Here is a 19,201-nt window from a genome sequence, read left to right as displayed (position 1 = left end):
GAGAGAGACGATGACGACCCCCGCGAACCAGGCGCCGACCGGCGGCCTGACCCCCCATCTCACGATTCGCGACAAGCGCGCCAGGGAGGCGATCGACTTCTATGGCAAGGCGTTCGGCGCGACCGAGGTGACCCGCGTTCCCGCCGACGACGGCGAGCGGCTGATGCACGCGCATGTCCACATCAACGGCGCGTCGCTGATGATGCACGACGATTTCCCCGAATATTCGGGCGGTCCCGCGCCCGAGCCCGCGGGCGCGGTGCTCCACCTGCAAGTGGACGACACCGACCGCTGGTACGGCCGCGCGATCGAGGCCGGCGCGACGTCGGTGATGGCGCCCGAGGACATGTTCTGGGGCGACCGCTACGCGCAGGTCAAGGATCCGTTCGGTCACCTCTGGTCGATCGGCACCCCCCTGAAGGGAGAAGGATGATGAGCAGGAACCCCGTGACCCTGTGCCTCTGGTACGACAAGGAGGCCGAGGAAGCCGCCGCCTTCTATGCCGCGACCTTTCCGGACAGCGCGGTCGGCGCGGTCCACCGCGCGCCGCTCGACAATCCGAGCAGCAAGGAAGGCGCGGTGCTGACGGTCGAGTTCACCGTGCTCGGCGTGCCGTGCGTCGGGCTCAACGGCGGCCCCGCCTTCCGGCATAGTGAGGCCTTTTCCTTCCAGGTCCATACCGACAGCCAGGAGGAAACCGACCGCTATTGGAACGCCATCGTCGGGAACGGCGGGCAGGAAAGCATGTGCGGCTGGTGCAAGGACAAATGGGGCGTAAGCTGGCAGATCACCCCGCGCGCGCTGCTCGAGGCGACCGCCGGGCCCGACAAGGCGGCGGCGAAGCGCGCCTTCGAGGCGATGATGACGATGAAGAAGATCGACATCGCGGCGATCGAAGCCGCGGTGAAGGCCGCATGACGGCGGCGCGGCGGAGCGCAGCGCTCCGCGCCTGGCTGATCGCGGGGACGCTCGACATCGCCTATGCGGCCGTGCTGAGCGTCGCCGCCGGCGGCAGTATCGGCGGCATGTTGCGCGGCGTCGCCAGCGGGCCGTTCCCGGGCGCGAGCGGCTGGGGCGCGGGCGGTGCGATCGCCGGCCTCGGCGTCCATTTCGCGATCATGGCCGCGATGGTCGCGGCGTGGTTCGCCGCGGTCCGCCGCTGGCCGGCGCTCAGCACCCGGTCGTGGTGGTTGACCGGCACGCTCTATGGCCTCTTCCTCTATCTGGTGATGAACGCCATCGTCCTGCCGCTCCGCTTCGGATCGCCTTTCCCGCCCGCCGATCTGGCGAAGGCCGCGGCGCTGCTTCTTCCGCACATCCTGCTCGTCGGCTGGCCGATCGCCTGGTTCGCCCGCAACAAGGAAACCCGCTGATGCTGACCTTCTATGGCCATCCCTTCTCGTCCTACACTTGGAAGGCGCTGATCGCGCTCTACGAGAAGGATCTCGCGTTCGACTATCGCATCGTCGAGCCCGACCGGCCGCAGCATATGGCGGAGCTGCGCGCGCACTGGCCGATCGGCAAGTTCCCGCTGCTCGTCGACGGCGAACGCGCGCTGTTCGAGGCGACGATCATCATCGAATATCTCGATCGGCTGGCGCCCGAACCGCCGCTGATCCCCGCCGACCCCGACGCGGCGCTGGCGGTGCGGCTGTTCGACCGCGTGTTCGACAATCATGTGATGACGCCGGTGCAGGAGGTGGTGGCCGACGCGCTGCGCGGGGCCGAGAATCACCTGCCGATGATCGTCGACAAGGCGAAGGCGGCGCTGGAGACCGTCTATGGCTGGCTCGACGAGCAACTGGCGAGCGAGGGCTGGGCGACCCCGCACGGCTTCACCCTCGCCGACTGCGCCGCCGCGCCGTCGCTCTTCTACGCCGACTGGGTGCACGAGATCGCGCCGCGCTACGCCAATCTGCGCGCCTATCGCAGCCGCCTGCTCGCCCGGCCGTCGGTGAAGCGCTGCGTCGACGACGCGCGGCCCTATCGCGCCTATTTCCCGCTCGGCGCGCCGGACCGCGACTGATGGCCGAGCTCAACCACACGATCATCTGGTGCCGCGACAAGACGGTGTCGGCGACCTTCCTGTCCGGGATGCTGGGGCTCGCGGCGCCTCAGCCCTTCCTGCATTTCCTGGTCGTCCGCCTCGCCAACCATGTCTCGGTCGATTTCATGGAAAAGGACGGACCGGTCGCGCCACAGCATTATGCCTTTCTGGTCAGCGACGCCGAATTCGACGGCGTGATGGAGCGGATCGCCGCGCGCGGCCTGCCGCACTGGGCCGACCCGGCGCGCACCCGGCCGGGCGAGATCAACCGTCATTTCGGCGGGCGCGGCGTCTATTTTCCCGATCCCGACGGGCATCTGCTCGAAGCGATCACCACCCCCTACGGGAAGGAATCCGACCTGTGAGCGAGACCCGCGATCCCCACGAGCTTTCGATCTCGATCCTGATCGACGCGCACCCCGATACGGTGTGGCGCGTGATGACCGGGCGCACCGCCGAATGGTGGTGCCCGCAGCCGTGGACGGTGACGATCGAGGAGATGGACCTGCGCGCCGGCGGACGCTGTGCGATGGTGATGCACGGCCCCGAGGGCGAGACGCATCCGACCGACGGCCTGTTCCTCGAAGTCGTGCCCGGCCGGCGCTTCGTGACCACCGACGCCGTCGTCCGCGACAAGGGCGGGCGGCTGACGCCGGCCGATCCCTTCATGATCGGCGGCTGGGAAATCGAGCCCGAGGGCGACGGCACGCGCTTCACCGGCTGGGCGCGCCACTGGAGCGACGAAGCGCGTCAGCAGCACGAGGATATGGGCTTCACCGAAGGATGGATCCGCGTCGCCGAACAGCTGAAGGCGCTGTGCGAGGCGGGGTAGAGCCGTCCCATTATGCGGTTAACGCGGCGCTGACCGCGCCTGTTTGCCCTTTGATAGCCGCGCGCGCGCGAAGGCGGCGGCATGGTTTCGCCGGCCGTCATCCTTCGCACGCTGATCGTCGCCGCGCTCGCGGCGCTGCTCGCCTTCGCGCCGGCACATGCGCAGCAGGTCGTGACGATCACCACGACGACGGTGACCTGGACCTATGAGGATGGCGCCTATGAGGAGGCCGGCGACGACGCGGCCGCCCTCGACGAAGCGACCGCGCTGCCGGGCGACGAGGCGCGCGCGGCCGAGACCGATCTCGGTGCGACGCGGCGCTATGCGCCCTCGGCAAGCCTTGCGACGCTCGGCCCAGCCAGGGCGCGCTTCGGCCCCTTCGCGGTGATCGACGCGCAGACGGTGCGGATGGCGGGCGACGTCACCGCGGCGACGCCGCGCCAGTTCGCGGCGATGCTCGCCGCCTTTCCGGGGCTGACGCGGATCGAGATGGTCGATTGCCCCGGCAGCCTCGACGAGGAAGCGAACCTGGTCCTTGCCCGCGCGATCCGCCGTGCGGGGCTGGAGACGGTGGTGCCCGCCGGCGGGTCGGTGCGATCGGGCGCGGTCGAGCTGTGGCTTGCGGGCGTCCGGCGCCGCGCCGCGCCCGATGCCGAATTCGGGGTGCATAGCTGGATGGACGAAAATGGCTATGAAGCGAACGACTATCCCGCGAACGATCCGGTCCATGCCGAATATCTGTCCTATTACCGCGAGATGGGAATGGACGACGCGAAGGCGCACGCCTTCTACGCGCTGACCAACAGCACGCCCTTCGACGACGTGCGCTATCTGACGCGCGGCGACATGGCGCGGTTCGTGGCGCTGGATTGAAGGAACCGTCGCCTCACGTTCGTGTAGGTGGATGGCCGACTTCGGCCGAAAGCAGTCCTATCCGACGCGATCCCGGCGAAAGCCGGGGATCACCAGTTGGGCTATCCACGGGAACGCGCGCCTGTCTTTCATCGTCACCCCGGACTTGATCCGGGGTCCCGCTTGACCTTCCGAAGCCAGTCGATGCCTCAAAAAGCGGGATCCCGGATCAAGTCCGGGGTGACGAAAGAGTGGAAACATCCGCTCCCCACCCCCAAACCGCCGCTCGCGATCATCACCGCCTCGCGCCAAGCTGCCTTAGCCTTGCAACACGCCCTTGGCCTTCCCACATCGCTGCGCATGGCGAAGCGCAGCCTTTATCAGCGATTGCGGTCGAACGCGCAGGTGCGCCTCGCGCTGTTCGTGCTCGGCGTGCTGCTGATGATCGCGGCGCCGATCCTCGGCCCGCTGCCGGGCCCCGGCTTCATCATCCTGTTTCCCGCCGGACTGATGCTCAGCCTGCAGAACAGTCCCTGGGCGAAGCGCGTCTATGTGCGGTTCAAGCGGCGCCACCCGCGCTATGCCGGATGGACCGACCGGATCATGCGGCGCGCGAGCGCGGCGCGGCGGCGCGCGCGCGAAGCGCTGGAAAAGCCGTCCGATGGCGATTGACTTTGCGCCGACTCTCGCTTATCCGCGCCTCCGACAGTGGCCGCCCACGCTTGGCGGCCCTTTTCTGTTGCAGCATTTGACGAGATCTAGGGAAAACCGCGATGAAGCGCACCTATCAACCGAGCCGCCTCGTGCGCAAGCGCCGTCACGGCTTCCGCGCCCGCAAGGCCACCGTCGGCGGCCGCAAGGTCCTGGCAACCCGCCGCGCACGCGGCCGCAAGAAGCTGTCGGCCTAAGCGCCGGCGCTTCGGCACCAGCCCAAAAGGAGCTGGGGCTGGTGCGAACCCTTAACAAACGCAGCGAATTTCTGGCCGCGAATCGCGGCCTTCGCTTTCCCATGCCCGGCTTCGTCCTGCTCGTGCGCCCGCGCGGCGACGCGGACGAGGGCGTCGGCATCGGCTATACCGTCAGCAAGAAGGTCGGCAATGCCGTCACCCGCAACCGGATGAAGCGCCGGCTGCGCGAACTCGCGCGCGCGGCGCTGCCCGAATCGGGGATCGCGGGCGCCGACCATGTGCTGATCGGCCGCCCCGGCGGCAACGATATCGTCTTCGCCGAGCTCGGCGAGCAGCTCGATTCGGCGCTGAAGCGCGCCGCGAAGAAGCTGGCGAAATGAGCAGCGTGAGCGTTTCCAGTTGCCGTCACCCCGGACTTGATCCGGGGTCCCGCTCGGCAACGTGGAAAAGCGGGACCCCGGATCAAGTCCGGGGTGACGATGATTGCAAGGACAGCGCGAAAACCCCAATCGCGTGTGAAGTTCGGCAGTTTTCGGGGCTTTCCGGATGATCGCCCGCCTCCTTATCCTGATCGCGCGCGGCTGGCAGCTCGGCCCGTCGCGAATATTGCCGCCGACGTGCCGCTATGCGCCGTCGTGCAGCGAATATGCGATCACCGCCTTGCAGCGTCATGGTGCGATCAAGGGTGGCTGGCTGGCGACAAAGCGGCTATTGCGCTGCCATCCCTGGGGCGGGCATGGCTATGACCCGGTTCCGTGACGGCCGGCAATCCCGACATTTTTGAGACGAAGAGAGACCGAAAAGCGTGGACGACAAGCGTAACCTGATCGCGGCAATCCTGTTGTCGGTGGCCATCCTGCTGGGTTGGAATTTCGTCGCCGACCGTTTCTTTCCGACGCCCGCCAAGCCCGACGTGACCACGACGGTCGCCGGGACCGACGGCACGGCGCCCGCGGCGACCCCGCCGACACAGGGCCAGCCGAGCGGCCTGCCGGCCCCCGGCGCCGCAGCGCCCGCCGCCCCGGCGCCGCAGGCGATCCGCCCGGTCGAGGCGGTGCTCGCCGAAGGCCAGCGCATCCCGATCGAGACGCCCGCCCTGTCGGGCTCGATCAACCTCGTCGGCGCGCGCATCGACGACATCACGCTGACCAAATATCGCCAGACGATCGAGAAGAACGCCCCGCCGGTGCGGCTGTTCGCACCGGGCGGGACCAAGGCCGCCTATTTCGCGAGCCTCGGCTGGTCGGCGCAGGGCATCGCGGTGCCGGGCGCGACCACGGTGTGGACCGCGACCGGCGCGAAGCTGACCCCCGCGACGCCGGTCACCCTGAGCTGGGCGAACGGCACCGGCCAGACCTTCCGCATCGAATATAGCATCGACGACCATTATCTGATCACCGCGAAGCAGACGATCGCCAACACCGGCACCGCGCCGGTGACCGCGAGCAGCTATGCGCTGATCGACCGCCACGGCAAGCCGACCGACCCGCACGAGCAGAGCAGCTGGACGATCCATATCGGCCCGACCGGCTTCCTCGGCGGCAAGTCGATCCTCGACGTCAACTACAAGGACCTCGATGAGAGCGGCGCGGTCAAATATGACAGCGCGGCCTGGCTCGGCTTCACCGACAAATATTGGCTCGCCGCGATCGTTCCTGCCCGTGGCGAGCGCGTCGACGCCTCGCTGAGCGCGCCGAGCGCCGACAATTACCAAGCGCTCTTCGCACGCAAATATGCGGCGGTCGCGCCGGGTCGCCAGCTGACGACGACGAGCCGCATTTTCGCGGGCGCGAAGGAAGTCGGCGTCCTCGAAACCTATACCGACAAGCTGGGCATCACCCGCCTGTCGCACGCGATCGACTGGGGCTGGTTCGATTTCTTCGAAATCCCGATCTTCAAGCTGCTCGACTGGCTGTTCAAGCAGGTCGGCAACTTCGGGGTCGCGATCATGCTGCTGACGGTGATCATCCGCGCGGCGATGTTCCCGATCGCGCAGCGGCAGTTCCACTCGATGGCGCAGATGCGCCTCGTCCAGCCGAAGATGAAGGCGCTGCAGGAACGCTACAAGGACGACAAGCCCAAGCAGCAACAGGAGTTGATGAAGCTCTATAAGGAAGAGAAGATCAATCCGCTCGCCGGCTGCCTGCCGATCCTGCTCCAGATCCCGATCTTCTATGCGCTCTACAAGGTGCTGATGCTGACGATCGAGATGCGGCACCAGCCGTTCATCCTGTGGATCAAGGATTTGTCGGCGCCCGACCCCGCGCATATCCTGAACCTGTTCGGGACGCTGCCCTTCACGCCGCCCTCCTTCCTCGGCATCGGAGTGCTGGCGCTGATCCTGGGCATCACCATGTTCCTGCAGTTCCGCCTGAACCCGCAGGCCACCGACCCGGTGCAGCAGCAGGTGTTCAAGATCATGCCGTGGCTGTTCATGTTCATCATGGCGCCGTTCGCGGCGGGGCTGCTGCTCTACTGGATCACCAACAACTGCCTGTCGATCGCGCAGCAGCAGTGGATGTACAGGAAGTTCCCGCAGCTCAAAGCGGCGCCGGTGAAGTGAGCCCTTCCCCCTTCCTCGTCATTCCCGCGAACGCGGGAACCCAGAGCGTGAAAGCGCGGACTCCGGCGGCACCCGCCGGGTCCCTGCTTGCGCGGGGATGACGACGGTGGATGAGGAAAACGGCGCCGACCGTCCCGAGCGCGCGCGCAAGCTGTTCGCGGGGCCGATCGCCTTCCTGAAATCGGCGCCCGCGCTCCAGCATCTTCCGGCGCCGAGCGTGCCCGAGATCGCCTTTGCCGGGCGCTCGAACGTCGGCAAATCGTCGCTGCTCAACGCGCTGACGAACCGCAACGGACTCGCGCGCACCTCGGTGACGCCGGGGCGGACGCAGGAGCTCAACTATTTCGACGTCGGATCGCCGCTGGCGTTCCGGCTCGTCGATATGCCGGGCTACGGCTTCGCCAAGGCGCCGAAGGATGTCGTCCGGAAATGGCGCTTTCTGGTCAACGACTATCTGCGCGGGCGGCAGGTCTTGAAACGCACTTTGGTGCTGATCGACAGCCGCCACGGGATCAAGGACGTCGACCGCGAGGTGCTCGAGATGCTCGACATCGCGGCGGTCAGCTATCGCCTCGTTCTCACCAAGGCGGACAAGATCAAGGCGAGCGACCTCGCCGCGGTGCACGCCGCGACCGAGGCCGAGGCGCGCAAACACCCCGCCGCGCATCCCGAGGTCATCGCGACGAGCAGCGAAAAGGGCCTGGGGATCGCCGAGCTGAGGACCGCGGTGCTGGAGGCGGTCGAGAGTTGACGAAACCTCTCCCCTCCCGCAAGCGGGAGAGGGACAAAAGGACGTCGCATGAAACTCTTCCTCGGCAACAAGGCCTATTCGAGCTGGAGCCTGCGCGGCTGGCTCGCCGCCAAGCATAGCGGGCTGCCGTTCGAAGAGGTCACCGTCCCGCTCTATGACGAGGACTGGTCGAACCGGCGCGAGGGCGACGAGTTCGCGCCGTCAGGCGGCAAGGTGCCGATCCTGTGGGACGGCGACGACATCGTCGTCTGGGACAGCCTCGCCATCATCGACTATCTGAACGAGAAGACCGGCGGCACGCGCGGATATTGGCCCGAAGACATGGCGGCGCGCGCGATGGCGCGGTCGATGGCGGCCGAGATGCATTCGAGCTTCGCAGCGCTGCGCCGCAGCCATAGCATGAACATCCGCCGCATCTATCCTGCGACCGAGCTTGCCCCCGACGTGCAAGCCGACGTCGTGCGCATCATGCAGATCTGGGCCGAGGCGCGGGCGCGCTTCGGCGGCGAGGGCGACTATCTGTTCGGCGACTGGTCGGCCGCCGACATGATGTTCGCGCCCGTCGTCACCCGCTTCATCACTTACTCGATCCCGCTTCCGCGGTTCGCCCTGCCCTATTGCCAGGCGGTGATCAGCCACCCGCACATGCAGGAATGGATCGGCGGCGCGCAGGCCGAAGATTGGGTGATCGAGGCGTTCGAGGGCCCGGTGGAGGGCTAGGGAATCCGCTTCACCGGATAGGGCGTGCCGTCCTTTCGCGTATAGCCGTCGGGCGTGAACAGCATGTCGATGTCCGAATAGCCGCCGCCGATATCGTATTTCTTGCCGCCGCCGAGCGCCACGAACACGCAGTCGGCGTCCGATTCGTTGACCAGATGATGGCCGTTGGTGCTACCCTTGGGCCAGACCGCGATGTCGCCGGGGCGCATCGGGGTGCGGCCGTCGTCCTCGATCAGCACCGCCTCGCCCGCGATCATCACCAGCATCTCGTCCTCGCCGTCGTGCCAGTGGCGCTGCGACGACCAGGCACCGGGCTTGAGCACGACATGGCTCGCGGCGAAATCGACAAGACCGGTCGCGGGGGCGAGGCGGCGGTACCAGCGACCCGCGACGGCCTGGTCGAAGGGCGCGGGATAGCCGGTGGCGTTGGTCTGGGGAATCGCGTCGAGGTCGAGCTTGGGCATGGCAGTCGCTTTCTTTGTTCCTCCTTTGTTTCGCACAAAAAGCGGCGCGATGCAAAGCCTCGACTTGACGCGGCGCAAAGGGGTAAGGGAGCGGCATGACCCATGGCATCGACCCGCTCGACCTTGCGAAGGCGCTGATCGCCGCGCCCAGCGTCACCCCCGCGACCGGCGCGGTGTTCGACGTGCTCGAGGCGGCGCTGGCGCCGCTCGGCTTCACCGTCGAGCGCTTCATCGACGGGATCGAGCCCGACGGGCCGGTCGAGAATCTGCTCGCGGTTCGGACGGGTAAGAATCGCAAGCATTTCGGCTTTGCCGGGCATCTCGACGTCGTACCGCCGGGCGTCGGCTGGACGGGCGACGCCTTCGATCCGCAAGTGCGCGGCGAGCTGCTCTACGGACGCGGCGCGGTCGACATGAAGGGCGCGATCGCCGCCTTTGTCGCCGCGGCGGCGGCGACGCCGGCCGACGCGGGAACGATCAGCCTGATCATCACCGGCGACGAGGAGGGGCCCGCGGTGTTCGGCACCCGCGCGCTGATGGAGCATATGGACGCGCGCGGCATCCGCCCCGACATGATCCTCGTCGGCGAGCCGACCTCGGTGCAACGGCTTGGCGACATGGTGAAGATCGGGCGGCGCGGGTCGGTCAATATCTGGATCGATGTGCCGGGGACGCAGGGCCATGTCGCCTACCCACACCTTGCCGACAATCCGATCCCCAAGCTGGTCCGGATTCTCGCCGCGATCGACACGGTGACGCTCGACGAGGGGACGGCGTGGTTCCAGCCGTCGAACATCGAATTCACCGACATCGAGGTCGGCAACGGCGCGACCAACGTCATCCCCGCCTCGGCACGGGCGCGGCTGTCGATCCGTTTCAACGACCAGCAGAAGGGCGCCGAGCTGGTTCAGATGATCGAGCGCATCGCGCACGACGTCGAGCCCGCGGCGAAGGTGGTCGGCAAGATTTCGGGCGAAGCCTTCCTGACCCCGCCGGGCGAGCTGTCGGCGCTGATCGCCGAGGCGATCCACGCCGAAACCGACGCGATGCCCGAGATGTCGACGACGGGCGGCACATCGGATGCGCGCTTCCTCCACGCGCTGTGCCCCGTGGTCGAGTTCGGGCTGACCAACGCGACGATGCACAAGCTCGACGAGGCGGTCGCGGTGGAGGATCTGCGCACGCTGACCGCCATCTATCGCGGGATCCTGATGCGGGCCTTCCTCTAAACCCTAATCCTCGCGCTCGCGCCGCAGGATCACATAGACCGCGCCGGCGCCGCCATGGCTGATGTGCGCGGGACGGAGCGCGACGATCCGGTCGGCGTGGGGCGACGCGGCGAGCCAGTCGGCGAGCGAGGCGCGGATCGCGCCGCGCGGGCGCGGTTCCCCGTGCATCTGCGGCAGGCGGTCGGCGCCCGGGCGCAACCGCCCCGCGACGACGAGCAGCACGCGCGCGCCGCGAACCAGCGCACGACCGATCGCCTCGTCGAGCAGCGCCTGCGCCGAGGCGAGCGTGTGGCCGTGGAGGTCGATGCTCATGTCGGGGCGGACATGACCCTTGCGGAGCCGCCGGTCCCAATGGCCGTCGAGCGTCGCCGTCTGGTGGGTGCGGCGGGGCGGCGGCAGCGGAGATGTGCGCATCGGGACGGCGGGAGCGGCCGCGACGCCGCGCGGTGCGGGCTTGGGTGGGCGCACGGTCGGCGGCGACACCGGCGGGATCGTGGCCGGCCCCTTGGGCAGGGGTCGCACCGTCGCCGCGACCTTCTTCCAGAGCGCGGCTTCGTCGGGGTCGAGCCGGCGCGGCATCGTCAGACGCCTTGCGGCGCCAGCCGCGCGACGCTGGCGCGCGGCAGCAGCAGGAGCGCCGAGCCGCGCGCCGACATGCCGCCAGCAAGGGCGCGCGCACGGTCGCCCGCGCCCCAGAAGCTGTCGAAGCGGTTGGCGCCCTTGATCGCGCCGCCGGTGTCCTGCGCGATCCACAACCCGTTCGGTTCGGCGCGGTCGAGCGAGAGGAAGACAGGGGCGCCGAGCGGCACATATTTGGGATCGGCCGCGAGGCTGACATGCCCGGTCACCGGCACGCCCAGCGCGCCGAGCGGCCCGGGGCCGGTAAGCTCGCGGAAGAAGACCCAGCTCGGATTCTCGTTCATCACCGCCGCGCCGCGCACCGGGTTGGCGCGCAGATAATCGAGGATGCCCTGCATCGACGCCTGCCCCGGCTGGAGCTCGCCGCGGTCGCGCAGCAGCTTGCCGATGCCGACATAGTCGCGGCCGTTCTGGCTGTCGTAGCCGATGCGCATGATGCTGCCGTCGGGGAGGCGGAGGCGTCCCGAACCCTGCACCTGCAGGAAGAAAAATTCGGCGGCGTCGGCCGCCCAGGCGATTTCGAGCCCGCGCCCATCGAGCGCACCGCGCTCGATCGCCGTGCGGTCGTAATAGGGAACGAAATTGCTGCCCTCGACGCGGCCGCGAATCTTCTTGCCCTGAAGCGCGTCCGAAAACAGGCCGAGATCGACGTCGACCAGATCGGCGGGACGGCGATAGATGGGGACGTCATAGCCGGGCTGCTTCGTCCGCGAGGCCGCGATCTCGGGTTCGAAATAGCCGGTGACGAAGGCGGTGCCGGCGCCGACCTGCACCGTGCCGAAATAGCGGCTGAAGAAATTGCCCGCGTCGCGATCGGGCCAGGCGCCCGCCGCGGCGCAGCTTTCGGCCCATTCGGCGGGCTGGGTGAGGCCGCTCGCGTCGGGACGGCGCTGGACCGACGGGCAGCTCAGGCGGAAGGCCTTGAGCGCGGCGATGGCCTGTTCGGGCTTGATGCCGAGTTCATTATACTCGGGGCCGAGGACGACACCCGCTTCGGCGGCGGTGGTCGCGCCGGCTGGCGGCGCGGGCGCGGCGAGCGGCGGGTTGGGTGTCGCCGGGATCGGCTGCGCCGCAGCGTCCGATGCGGTCGACGGGCGCGGCGTATAGGGCCGCGTCGACGCGCCGGGCGTGTGCGCCGGCGCCGGCGCGGGGCCGGGCGCACTGGTCGACGGCGACGCAGGGGCGGCGGCATCGGGAATCACCGATGCGCAGGCCGAGAGCAAAGGCAGCGCGGCGCACAAAGCGTAAGCGGGCATCAGCGACCGCCGCTTTATCGGGTTCACGCGGAGGCGCGGCGACGCGGAGAGAGAATCCCGGACCGCAAGGTCCTTTCCCCTATCAAGGACTGCGGCATTGCGCGACGCGGGATGGAGGAAGCCGCTTCGCGACAAATGCGACATTTCCGCGCCTCCGCGTCTCCGCGTGAACCAATGGAAGACCTGTACGCGGGCAGGTGCCAGCCAGCGCCGGAAGCCGCCGGGGCGTCTCGGCACGGACGTCAGGCCGATTCGGCTTCGTCGAGCACCCAATTGGGGTCGTTGCTGCCGATCGTGCGGCGGAAGGTCCACAGATCGTCGGTCTGCGCCGCGTCGCTCATCGACCCTGCGATCATCCGATCCTCGGCATCGCGGGTCACCGCGCTGATGTCGGCCTGGTAGCGGACGGTGATGCGCGCTTCGCCGCGATGGACCGCGACCGCGGTGATCTTTGCCGAATCGATGCCGACGAGGCGGTTGTCGAGCCGCTCGCCGCGCGCCTCGCGCGCGTCGATCGCATCGGCGAAGGCCTGATAGCTGTCGTCGTCGCACAGGTCGCGCAGCGTGTCGCGGTCGCCCGACCAATAGGCCTCGAGAATCATCCTGTACGCCGCCTCGGCGCCTTCCATGAAGCGGCCTGCGTCGAAATGGCGGTCGCTCGCGAGCAGGCTGCGCAGCCCGGCTTCGGCTGCGGGTTCGTAGACGAGCTTCGACGGATCGGCCGCCGATCCCTGCGGCGCGGGCAGCGCATCGGCGTCGTCGAGGCGCATCGGAGCGGGCGCGGCGCGCTCGTCGCGGCGGGGCAGCACCGGCTCCTGCTCGTGCCCGGTGCGCTTGCCGAGCACCGAATAGAGCCGCATGCCCAGAAAGGCGGCGATCATGGCGAGCAGGACAATCGAAAATGCGGTCACGGGCAAACGTCCAATGCGGCGAGGATAGGTTTCGGTGTCAACATAGGCGATGCACCGCCATGTTTCAAATCTCCCTTGGCCCCGGCTCCGCGACAGGTCAACGCCTGGGACCCCCGGCGGTTGCGGCGATCCGTGCCACGGCCGCGACGGGCAGCCCCATTGTGCTGGCCGCGCACCGCTGCTAAGCGCGCCCGCGAGCGACGCGCGCCGCCCGGTCGGTGCGGGTTCCCGTCCTTCGAGTTTCCAGCGAAAGTGCAATCATGGCCGACGAAACCACCCCCGAATTCACGCCCGAAACCCTGACCAACGGTGAGGACAACAGCCCGGCGATCGGCCTGATCTCGCAATATGTGAAGGATCTGTCGTTCGAGAATCCGAACGCGCCCGCCGCCTATCAGTGGCAGTCCGCGCCGCAGATGGACGTCCAGTTCAACATCAGCGCCGAGGGCGTCGGCGAGAATCTCTATGAGGTCGCGCTGAAGATCGACGTGACCTCGAAGGCCGACGAAGGCACCCTCTTCGTCATCGATCTCAAATATGCCGGCCTGTTCGGGGTCCGCAACGTGCCCGACGACCAGCTCCAGCCTTTCTTCCTCGCCGAAGCGCCGCGCATCCTGTTCCCCTTCGCGCGCCGCGTCGTCGCCGACGCCGTGCGCGACGGCGGTTTCCCGCCGCTGCTGCTCGAACCGATCGATTTCCACGGCCTGTTCATGCAGCAGTTGCAGGCGCAGGGCGAAGGCCAGGGCGAGATTCCTGCGCCGGTCGGCGAGGCCTGAGGCACGCCTTTGGGGGGAAGCCCGACCTTCCCCCTCCTCTTCAGAGGAGGGGCAGCGAGACTTGGTTCGGCGAAGCCGAGCCTAGTCGCAGCGGGGTGGTGCTTTTCCATCCCGCGCAAGATCGGCATCCACCACCCCGCTGCGACTAGCGAGCAAGCTCGCAAGTCTCGCTGCCCCTCCTCTGAAGAAGAGGGGGTCAGGGCGTGACCAGCCTGGTCAAGAGCGTCGGGACGATCGGCGGGCTGACGCTGGTCAGCCGCATCTTCGGCTTCGTGCGCGACATGCTGCTCGCGCGCGTGCTCGGCGCGGGGCTCGCGGCCGATGCCTTCCAGCTCGCCTTCACTTTGCCCAACACCTTTCGCCGGCTGTTCGCCGAGGGCGCCTTTTCGGTCGCCTTCGTGCCGATGTACAGCCGCGCGCTGCACGGTGCGGAAGACGAGACGCGCGGCGAGGAAGCGGCGGCGCGCTTCGCCGACGACGTGCTCGCGGTGTTCCTGTGGGTGCTGCTCGGCTTTTCCGCGGTGATGATGATCGTCATGCCGGGGATCGTCTGGCTGCTCGCGCGCGACTTTCAGGAGGTGCCGGGCAAGTTCGACCTCGCGGTCTTCCTCAGCCGGCTGACCTTTCCCTATCTGGGGCTGATCAGCCTCGTCGCGATGCTGTCGGGGCTGCTCAACGCGCGCTCGCGCTTCGCGCCCGGCGCCTTCGCCCCGGTGCTGCTCAACATCCTGCTGATTTCGGGGATCATCGCCGGCTGGTGGCTGCGCGGCGACAGCCATGACGACCGCATCGTCGCGATCGCGCTCGCCGTATCGGTCAGCCTCGCGGGGGTCGCGCAGCTCGCCTATCTGCTCTGGGCGGTGCGCCGCGCCGGGCTCCGGCTGCACTGGCGCCTGCCGCGCTTCACCCCCGAGGTGCGCAAGCTGGGGATGCTGATCCTGCCCGCGACCTTCGGCGCCGGAATCTATCAGGTCAGCCAGTTCGTCGACACTTTCTTCGCGACGTCGCTGCCGCAGGGGTCGCTGACCTTGCTCAAGCTCGCCGACCGATTGAACCAGATGCCGCTCGGCATCGTCGGCATCGCGCTCGGCACCGCGATCCTGCCGATGCTATCGCGCCACATCCATTCGGGCGACGCCGCCGAGGCGCAGCGATTGCAGAGCAACGCCTTCGAGATGGCGACGCTGCTGACGCTGCCCGCCGCCGCGGCGCTCGCGATCTGCGCCCCCGCCTTCACCGCCGCCTTTTTCGTTGGGGGCAAGTTCACCGCCGCCGACGGCGCGATCATGGCGAACATCGTCGTCGCACTCGTCGCCGGGCTGCCGGCCTATGTGATCGTCAAGATATTGAACCCCGGCTTCTTCGCGCGCGAGGATACGAAAACGCCGGTGTGGACCGCGCTCGCGTCGCTGATCATCAACATCGCGATCAACCTCTATGTCGTCGAACATTATGGTATCGTCGGGCTTGCCGGGGCGACCGCGGCGTCGGCGAGCATCAACTGCCTCCTGCTCTACACCATCCTCCACCGCCGCGGCTGGTTCCACTTCACCGCGCGGCTCGCGGGCCGCATCGCGCGCCAGCTGGTCGCGGTCGCGGCGATGGCGGCGCTATTGTGGTGGATGATGCCGCTGCTCGCGGACCATTATGGCGGAGCGGCGTTCGAGCGCGCCTGGTCGCTCATCGCGCTGGTCGCGGCGGGCGGCGCGGCCTTCTTTACCGCCGCCTTCCTCGTCGGCGCGCTTGACAAGGATCTGCTCGCCATGCTGACGCGGCGGCGCGCGCGCGGTGGAGCGGCGCCGACACAGGAGTAGACCATGCGGATCGTATCGGGCATCCAGCCCACCGGAAATTTGCACCTCGGCAATTATCTGGGCGCGATCCGCAACTGGGTGCGGATGCAGGACAATGCGGCGGCCCAGGGCGGCGACTGCCTCTTCTTCCTCGCCGACCTTCACGCCATCTCGATGCCGCATGTGCCGGCCGACCTGACCGCCAATACGCGCGCGATGACCGCGGCGCTCGTCGCCTGCGGCATCGATCCCGACCGATCGACGCTGTTCAACCAGGCGCGCGTCCCCGCGCATGCCGAGATGCAATGGCTCTTGAACGGCACCGCGCGGCTCGGCTGGCTCAACCGGATGACGCAGTTCAAGGACAAATCGGGCAAGAACCGCGAGAGCGCGTCGGCCGCGCTCTACACCTATCCGGTGCTGCAGGCGGCCGATGTGCTGCTCTATCAGGCGACGCACGTGCCGGTGGGCGAGGACCAGAAGCAGCATCTGGAGCTCGCGCGCGACATCGCGCAGAAGTTCAACAACGACTATGCGACCCCCGAAGCGCCGGTCTTCACCCTGCCCGAGCCGATCATCCCGACGGGCGCGGCCCGGATCATGAGCCTGCGCGACGGGTCGGCGAAGATGTCGAAGTCCGACCCCTCCGACATGAGCCGGATCAACCTGACCGACGACGCCGACACGATGATGCAGAAGGTGAAGAAGGCGCGGACCGACCCCGAGGTGCTGCCGTCGGAGGCGGCAGGGCTCGAAGGGAGGGCCGAGGCGCGCAACCTCGTCGGCATCTATGCGACGCTCGCCGACATCAGCGTCGACGCGGTGCTCGCCGACTATGCGGGGCAGGGCTTCGGCGCGTTCAAGCCGGCGCTCGGCGAACTGCTGGTCGAGAGGCTCGCGCCGATCAATGCGCGCTTCGTGGCGCTCAAGGACGATCATGCGGCGCTCGACGCGATCCTCGACAAGGGCGCCGCGAAGGCGCGCGCTCTTGCAAAACCGACGCTCGATGCCACTTATGATGTGCTGGGCCTGTGCCGCTGATGCGGTGCGGAACCGGAACCGGCGGGGAACAAAGCTGCGACGAACCGGGTTCAACCAAGGTTAAGTCGCATTGGCGTAGTCATGGTATAAAGCGCAGGTCATAGTGCGCACCGAATCACGGAGCATGACAATGAGCAAGATCAACTTCAGGCGCCTCGGCCTCGCCGCGATGACCGGCGCCGCATTGGCGCTCGCGGGCTGCGCGACCCCGTTCAAGGCCGATGTCGCACGCTTCCAGACGCAGCTTCCGGCGCCGCAGGGCCAGAGCTTCGCCGTCGAGGCGGGCAATCCCGCGCTCGAGGGCGGGATCGAATTCGGCCAGTACGCCAATCTCGTCGCGGGCGAGCTGACCCGTTACGGCTATCGCCCGGTCGCGCCGGGCGAAAAGGCCGACCTCGTCGTCCATATGGACTATGGCATCGACAAGGGCCGCGAGCGCGTGGTGAGCACGCCGGGCTTCGGCGATCCCTGGTACGGCGGCTGGTACGGCCGCGGCTTCTATCGCCCCGTCATCGTGCGCGGGCGCCACGGGCGCCGCTATATCGCCGGCTATTACGACCCCTTCATGTGGGGCGGTTTCGGCCCCGGCTGGGGCGGCAGCGACGTGTCGAGCTACACCGTCTACACGAGCGACCTCAGCCTGCGCATCGACCGCGCCGCGGACGGCTACCGCCTGTTCGAAGGCCGCGCCGAGGCGCAGTCGCGCGACAACGACCTCGTCGACATCGTCCCCAACCTGATCCAGGCGATGTTCACCGGCTTCCCCGGCAATTCGGGCGAAAAGGTCCGCATCACGGTGGCGCCGCCCGAAAAGGGCTGACGCCCGCGCATCGAATCGAGAAAGGCCCGCCCTCCCTACGGACGGCGGGCCTTTTTGATGAGCGGGTACCGCGCGCGCATCTCGAACGGAAATGGCCGGCAGCGATCGATTGTGGACCTTTCCATCATCGTCACCCCGGACTTGATCCGGGGTCTGCCCATCTTGAAAGAAAAGGCGGATCCCGGGTCAAGCCCGGGATGACGAAAGTGGGAGAGATGGCAACTCCCCCCGCCCCAATCAGCTGTTCAGGCTCCGCCGGATCGCCGCGATTTCGGCGTCGAGTTCGCTGTCGCTGACGCGCAGCGCCTCGACCGTGCGCACGGCGTGAATCACCGTCGAATGGTCGCGCCCGCCGAAGCGACGCCCGATCTCGGGATAGGAGCGCGGGGTCAGTTCCTTCGCCAGATACATGGCGATCTGGCGCGGGCGGGCGACCGCGCGGACGCGGCGCTTCGACGCCATCTCGGCCTTGTCGAGCCGGTAATGGGCGCAGACCGCGCGCTGAATCTCGTCGATCGTGATCCGCGGGCGGGCGCTGCGCACATTTTCCGCAAGCCTGTCCTCGGCGAGCGTCAGGTCGATACGCGCGCCGGTGAGCGCGGCATAGGCAAGCAGCTTGTTGAGCGCGCCTTCGAGCTCGCGGATGTTGCGGGTGAAATGCTTGACCAGATAGGCGACGACGTCGTCCGGAACCTCGACCATCGGCATCGCGGCCAGCCGCTGGCGGATGATGCGTTCGCGCAGGTCGTCCTCGGGCGCCTCGATGTCGGCGACGAGCCCGCCCGACAGCCGCGACAGCAGCCGCGCCTCGACCCCGTCCAGCATCGCGGGCGGGCGGTCGGCGGTGACGACGAGACGCTTGCCCGCGGTCATCAGATCGTCGATCGTGTGGAGCAATTCTTCCTGCGTCGAATTCTTGCCGATCACGAACTGTAGATCGTCGAGGAGCAGCAGGTCGGCGGCGCGCAGCCGCGCCTTGAACGCCATCATGTCGCCGCCGCGCATCGCGCCGACGAATTCGAGCATGAACTTCTCCGCCGACATCAGGATGATCGTCGCCGTCGGCTCGATCGCGGCATAGCTTTGCGCGATCGCGTGGAGCAGATGCGTCTTGCCCTGCCCGGTGCCCGAGCAGAGATAGAGCGGATTGAACTGCGGCACCTCCGCCATCGCCATGCGGCGCGCGGCGTTGGCGGCGAGGATGTTCGAGCGCGCGACGACGAAGCGGTCGAAGCTGAGCTTGGCATCGAAAGGCGACGGAGCCGCCGGCGCGAACGCGGCGGGCGGGTTGAAGCTCGGCAACGGCGGCGCGGTCAGGGTCGCGGCGCCGCGTTCGGGGGCCGCGGTGCCCGCGCGGACGAGCACCGAGCGCACCGCGGGCAGATGGTGCCGCCACGCGAGCTCGAGCCGGTCGCCGAATCGCTCGTTGATCCAGTTGGCCGAAAAGCGGCTCGCGGTTTCGAGGGTCACCACCCCCGACAGCGAGCAATAGTCGGCGAAACGCACGGGCTTCAGCCAATGGTCGAAGGTACGGACGCCGAGGTCGCGGCGCAGCCCTTCGGCGACACGCGGCCAGAGCGTCGCGGCGTCGCCGCTCAT

At 68.1% G+C, this 19,201-nt stretch carries 24 protein-coding genes; 19 read left to right on the top strand and 5 right to left on the bottom strand.

Annotated elements, in window-relative coordinates; all coding sequences use genetic code 11:
* Positions 1 to 10 precede the first annotated feature (10 nt).
* The 14 genes from ACOTSS_RS00120 (at position 11) to ACOTSS_RS00055 (ending at position 8,673) form a co-directional block, all read left to right on the top strand.
* A complete protein-coding gene (locus tag ACOTSS_RS00120) occupies positions 11 to 433 on the top strand; it encodes a VOC family protein (protein ID WP_448689542.1) in 423 nt (140 codons plus the stop codon).
* Entirely contained in the window at positions 430 to 918 is a 489-nt protein-coding gene (locus ACOTSS_RS00115) for a VOC family protein (RefSeq protein WP_448689541.1), read from the top strand. Before ACOTSS_RS00120 ends, ACOTSS_RS00115 begins: the two co-directional genes overlap by 4 nt.
* Complete coding sequence (locus ACOTSS_RS00110; protein WP_448689540.1) at positions 915 to 1,373, top strand: hypothetical protein; 459 nt, start codon at positions 915 to 917, stop codon at positions 1,371 to 1,373. The genes ACOTSS_RS00115 and ACOTSS_RS00110 overlap by 4 nt, the downstream gene beginning before the upstream one ends.
* Positions 1,373 to 2,026: a glutathione S-transferase family protein gene (locus tag ACOTSS_RS00105; RefSeq protein WP_448689539.1), complete on the top strand. Its 654-nt coding sequence runs from the start codon at positions 1,373 to 1,375 to the stop codon at positions 2,024 to 2,026. Before ACOTSS_RS00110 ends, ACOTSS_RS00105 begins: the two co-directional genes overlap by 1 nt.
* On the top strand, positions 2,026 to 2,412 hold the full coding sequence (locus ACOTSS_RS00100) for a VOC family protein (RefSeq protein ID WP_448689538.1): 387 nt from the start codon (positions 2,026 to 2,028) through the stop codon (positions 2,410 to 2,412). Before ACOTSS_RS00105 ends, ACOTSS_RS00100 begins: the two co-directional genes overlap by 1 nt.
* A gap of 74 nt (positions 2,413 to 2,486) precedes the next feature.
* Entirely contained in the window at positions 2,487 to 2,879 is a 393-nt protein-coding gene (locus tag ACOTSS_RS00095; protein ID WP_448691380.1) for an SRPBCC domain-containing protein, read from the top strand.
* An 81-nt stretch (positions 2,880 to 2,960) separates the two neighbouring features.
* On the top strand, positions 2,961 to 3,752 hold the full coding sequence (locus tag ACOTSS_RS00090; RefSeq protein ID WP_448689537.1) for an alpha/beta hydrolase: 792 nt from the start codon (positions 2,961 to 2,963) through the stop codon (positions 3,750 to 3,752).
* Between the two features lie 339 nt (positions 3,753 to 4,091).
* A complete protein-coding gene (locus tag ACOTSS_RS00085; protein ID WP_095386837.1) occupies positions 4,092 to 4,403 on the top strand; it encodes a PGPGW domain-containing protein in 312 nt (103 codons plus the stop codon).
* 101 nt (positions 4,404 to 4,504) lie between these two features.
* Positions 4,505 to 4,639 carry a 50S ribosomal protein L34 gene (rpmH, locus tag ACOTSS_RS00080; RefSeq protein WP_448689536.1) on the top strand — a complete coding sequence of 45 codons (135 nt, stop codon included), beginning with the start codon at positions 4,505 to 4,507 and terminating at the stop codon, positions 4,637 to 4,639.
* A 41-nt stretch (positions 4,640 to 4,680) separates the two neighbouring features.
* A complete protein-coding gene (gene rnpA / locus ACOTSS_RS00075) occupies positions 4,681 to 5,019 on the top strand; it encodes a ribonuclease P protein component (RefSeq protein WP_448689535.1) in 339 nt (112 codons plus the stop codon).
* Positions 5,020 to 5,185: 166 nt separating this feature from the next.
* The gene (gene yidD, locus ACOTSS_RS00070; protein ID WP_095386836.1) at positions 5,186 to 5,398 is read left to right on the top strand and encodes a membrane protein insertion efficiency factor YidD; all 213 of its coding nucleotides are present in this window, start codon (positions 5,186 to 5,188) and stop codon (positions 5,396 to 5,398) included.
* Between the two features lie 46 nt (positions 5,399 to 5,444).
* A complete protein-coding gene (gene yidC / locus ACOTSS_RS00065) occupies positions 5,445 to 7,202 on the top strand; it encodes a membrane protein insertase YidC (protein WP_448689534.1) in 1,758 nt (585 codons plus the stop codon).
* Between the two features lie 97 nt (positions 7,203 to 7,299).
* The gene (yihA, locus tag ACOTSS_RS00060; protein WP_448689533.1) at positions 7,300 to 7,953 is read left to right on the top strand and encodes a ribosome biogenesis GTP-binding protein YihA/YsxC; all 654 of its coding nucleotides are present in this window, start codon (positions 7,300 to 7,302) and stop codon (positions 7,951 to 7,953) included.
* Between the two features lie 48 nt (positions 7,954 to 8,001).
* Positions 8,002 to 8,673, top strand: a complete 672-nt coding sequence (locus ACOTSS_RS00055) for a glutathione S-transferase family protein (RefSeq protein ID WP_448689532.1) — start codon at positions 8,002 to 8,004, stop codon at positions 8,671 to 8,673.
* On the opposite strand, the gene ACOTSS_RS00050 is transcribed toward ACOTSS_RS00055, so the two are convergent.
* Positions 8,670 to 9,137, bottom strand: a complete 468-nt coding sequence (locus ACOTSS_RS00050; protein WP_448689531.1) for a cupin domain-containing protein — start codon at positions 9,135 to 9,137, stop codon at positions 8,670 to 8,672. The two genes, ACOTSS_RS00055 and ACOTSS_RS00050, sit on opposite strands and share 4 nt — an antisense overlap.
* Positions 9,138 to 9,232: 95 nt before the next feature.
* On the opposite strand from ACOTSS_RS00050, the gene dapE reads away from it, so the two are divergent.
* The gene (gene dapE / locus ACOTSS_RS00045; RefSeq protein WP_448689530.1) at positions 9,233 to 10,366 is read left to right on the top strand and encodes a succinyl-diaminopimelate desuccinylase; all 1,134 of its coding nucleotides are present in this window, start codon (positions 9,233 to 9,235) and stop codon (positions 10,364 to 10,366) included.
* 3 nt (positions 10,367 to 10,369) lie between these two features.
* Here dapE and ACOTSS_RS00040 read toward each other — a convergent pair whose 3' ends face one another.
* The 3 genes from ACOTSS_RS00040 to ACOTSS_RS00030 all read right to left on the bottom strand — a co-directional run bounded on the left by ACOTSS_RS00040 (position 10,370) and on the right by ACOTSS_RS00030 (position 13,172).
* Complete coding sequence (locus ACOTSS_RS00040) at positions 10,370 to 10,945, bottom strand: Smr/MutS family protein (RefSeq protein WP_448689529.1); 576 nt, start codon at positions 10,943 to 10,945, stop codon at positions 10,370 to 10,372.
* 2 nt (positions 10,946 to 10,947) lie between these two features.
* Positions 10,948 to 12,261, bottom strand: a complete 1,314-nt coding sequence (mltA, locus tag ACOTSS_RS00035; protein ID WP_448689528.1) for a murein transglycosylase A — start codon at positions 12,259 to 12,261, stop codon at positions 10,948 to 10,950.
* A 242-nt stretch (positions 12,262 to 12,503) separates the two neighbouring features.
* Positions 12,504 to 13,172 carry a Tim44/TimA family putative adaptor protein gene (locus ACOTSS_RS00030; RefSeq protein ID WP_448689527.1) on the bottom strand — a complete coding sequence of 223 codons (669 nt, stop codon included), beginning with the start codon at positions 13,170 to 13,172 and terminating at the stop codon, positions 12,504 to 12,506.
* Positions 13,173 to 13,432: 260 nt separating this feature from the next.
* On the opposite strand from ACOTSS_RS00030, the gene secB reads away from it, so the two are divergent.
* From secB to ACOTSS_RS00010, 4 genes are all read left to right on the top strand, one after another.
* The gene (gene secB / locus ACOTSS_RS00025) at positions 13,433 to 13,948 is read left to right on the top strand and encodes a protein-export chaperone SecB (RefSeq protein WP_095386829.1); all 516 of its coding nucleotides are present in this window, start codon (positions 13,433 to 13,435) and stop codon (positions 13,946 to 13,948) included.
* Positions 13,949 to 14,151: 203 nt separating this feature from the next.
* Positions 14,152 to 15,762, top strand: coding sequence for a murein biosynthesis integral membrane protein MurJ (gene murJ / locus ACOTSS_RS00020; protein WP_448689526.1), 1,611 nt, complete (start codon positions 14,152 to 14,154; stop codon positions 15,760 to 15,762).
* A 3-nt stretch (positions 15,763 to 15,765) separates the two neighbouring features.
* Positions 15,766 to 16,782, top strand: a complete 1,017-nt coding sequence (gene trpS / locus ACOTSS_RS00015) for a tryptophan--tRNA ligase (RefSeq protein ID WP_448689525.1) — start codon at positions 15,766 to 15,768, stop codon at positions 16,780 to 16,782.
* Between the two features lie 124 nt (positions 16,783 to 16,906).
* Positions 16,907 to 17,602 carry a DUF4136 domain-containing protein gene (locus tag ACOTSS_RS00010; protein ID WP_448689524.1) on the top strand — a complete coding sequence of 232 codons (696 nt, stop codon included), beginning with the start codon at positions 16,907 to 16,909 and terminating at the stop codon, positions 17,600 to 17,602.
* A 237-nt stretch (positions 17,603 to 17,839) separates the two neighbouring features.
* Here the strand turns inward: ACOTSS_RS00010 and dnaA are convergent, their stop codons facing one another.
* Positions 17,840 to 19,201, bottom strand: coding sequence for a chromosomal replication initiator protein DnaA (dnaA, locus tag ACOTSS_RS00005; RefSeq protein ID WP_448689523.1), 1,362 nt, complete (start codon positions 19,199 to 19,201; stop codon positions 17,840 to 17,842).

This window comes from Sphingopyxis sp. NJF-3 (assembly GCF_053514865.1).
Note: the sequence above shows the minus strand (reverse complement) of the source record. Positions and strands in the feature narration are given on the sequence as shown.

What these genes read in the sequence shown, in the direction of transcription:
- ACOTSS_RS00095 (WP_448691380.1), top strand. Translation starts at nt 2,487, where the DNA reads ATGACCGGGCGCACCGCCGAATGGTGGTGCCCGCAGCCGTGGACGGTG.
- yihA (WP_448689533.1), top strand. Translation starts at nt 7,300, where the DNA reads ATGACGACGGTGGATGAGGAAAACGGCGCCGACCGTCCCGAGCGCGCG.
- mltA (WP_448689528.1), bottom strand. Translation starts at nt 12,261, where the DNA reads ATGCCCGCTTACGCTTTGTGCGCCGCGCTGCCTTTGCTCTCGGCCTGC.
- ACOTSS_RS00085 (WP_095386837.1), top strand. Translation starts at nt 4,092, where the DNA reads ATGGCGAAGCGCAGCCTTTATCAGCGATTGCGGTCGAACGCGCAGGTG.
- ACOTSS_RS00110 (WP_448689540.1), top strand. Translation starts at nt 915, where the DNA reads ATGACGGCGGCGCGGCGGAGCGCAGCGCTCCGCGCCTGGCTGATCGCG.
- ACOTSS_RS00090 (WP_448689537.1), top strand. Translation starts at nt 2,961, where the DNA reads ATGGTTTCGCCGGCCGTCATCCTTCGCACGCTGATCGTCGCCGCGCTC.
- dnaA (WP_448689523.1), bottom strand. Translation starts at nt 19,201, where the DNA reads ATGAGCGGCGACGCCGCGACGCTCTGGCCGCGTGTCGCCGAAGGGCTG.
- ACOTSS_RS00115 (WP_448689541.1), top strand. Translation starts at nt 430, where the DNA reads ATGATGAGCAGGAACCCCGTGACCCTGTGCCTCTGGTACGACAAGGAG.
- trpS (WP_448689525.1), top strand. Translation starts at nt 15,766, where the DNA reads ATGCGGATCGTATCGGGCATCCAGCCCACCGGAAATTTGCACCTCGGC.
- ACOTSS_RS00100 (WP_448689538.1), top strand. Translation starts at nt 2,026, where the DNA reads ATGGCCGAGCTCAACCACACGATCATCTGGTGCCGCGACAAGACGGTG.
- ACOTSS_RS00040 (WP_448689529.1), bottom strand. Translation starts at nt 10,945, where the DNA reads ATGCCGCGCCGGCTCGACCCCGACGAAGCCGCGCTCTGGAAGAAGGTC.
- yidD (WP_095386836.1), top strand. Translation starts at nt 5,186, where the DNA reads ATGATCGCCCGCCTCCTTATCCTGATCGCGCGCGGCTGGCAGCTCGGC.
- dapE (WP_448689530.1), top strand. Translation starts at nt 9,233, where the DNA reads ATGACCCATGGCATCGACCCGCTCGACCTTGCGAAGGCGCTGATCGCC.
- ACOTSS_RS00050 (WP_448689531.1), bottom strand. Translation starts at nt 9,137, where the DNA reads ATGCCCAAGCTCGACCTCGACGCGATTCCCCAGACCAACGCCACCGGC.
- rpmH (WP_448689536.1), top strand. Translation starts at nt 4,505, where the DNA reads ATGAAGCGCACCTATCAACCGAGCCGCCTCGTGCGCAAGCGCCGTCAC.
- ACOTSS_RS00105 (WP_448689539.1), top strand. Translation starts at nt 1,373, where the DNA reads ATGCTGACCTTCTATGGCCATCCCTTCTCGTCCTACACTTGGAAGGCG.
- ACOTSS_RS00055 (WP_448689532.1), top strand. Translation starts at nt 8,002, where the DNA reads ATGAAACTCTTCCTCGGCAACAAGGCCTATTCGAGCTGGAGCCTGCGC.
- ACOTSS_RS00010 (WP_448689524.1), top strand. Translation starts at nt 16,907, where the DNA reads ATGACAATGAGCAAGATCAACTTCAGGCGCCTCGGCCTCGCCGCGATG.
- ACOTSS_RS00120 (WP_448689542.1), top strand. Translation starts at nt 11, where the DNA reads ATGACGACCCCCGCGAACCAGGCGCCGACCGGCGGCCTGACCCCCCAT.
- secB (WP_095386829.1), top strand. Translation starts at nt 13,433, where the DNA reads ATGGCCGACGAAACCACCCCCGAATTCACGCCCGAAACCCTGACCAAC.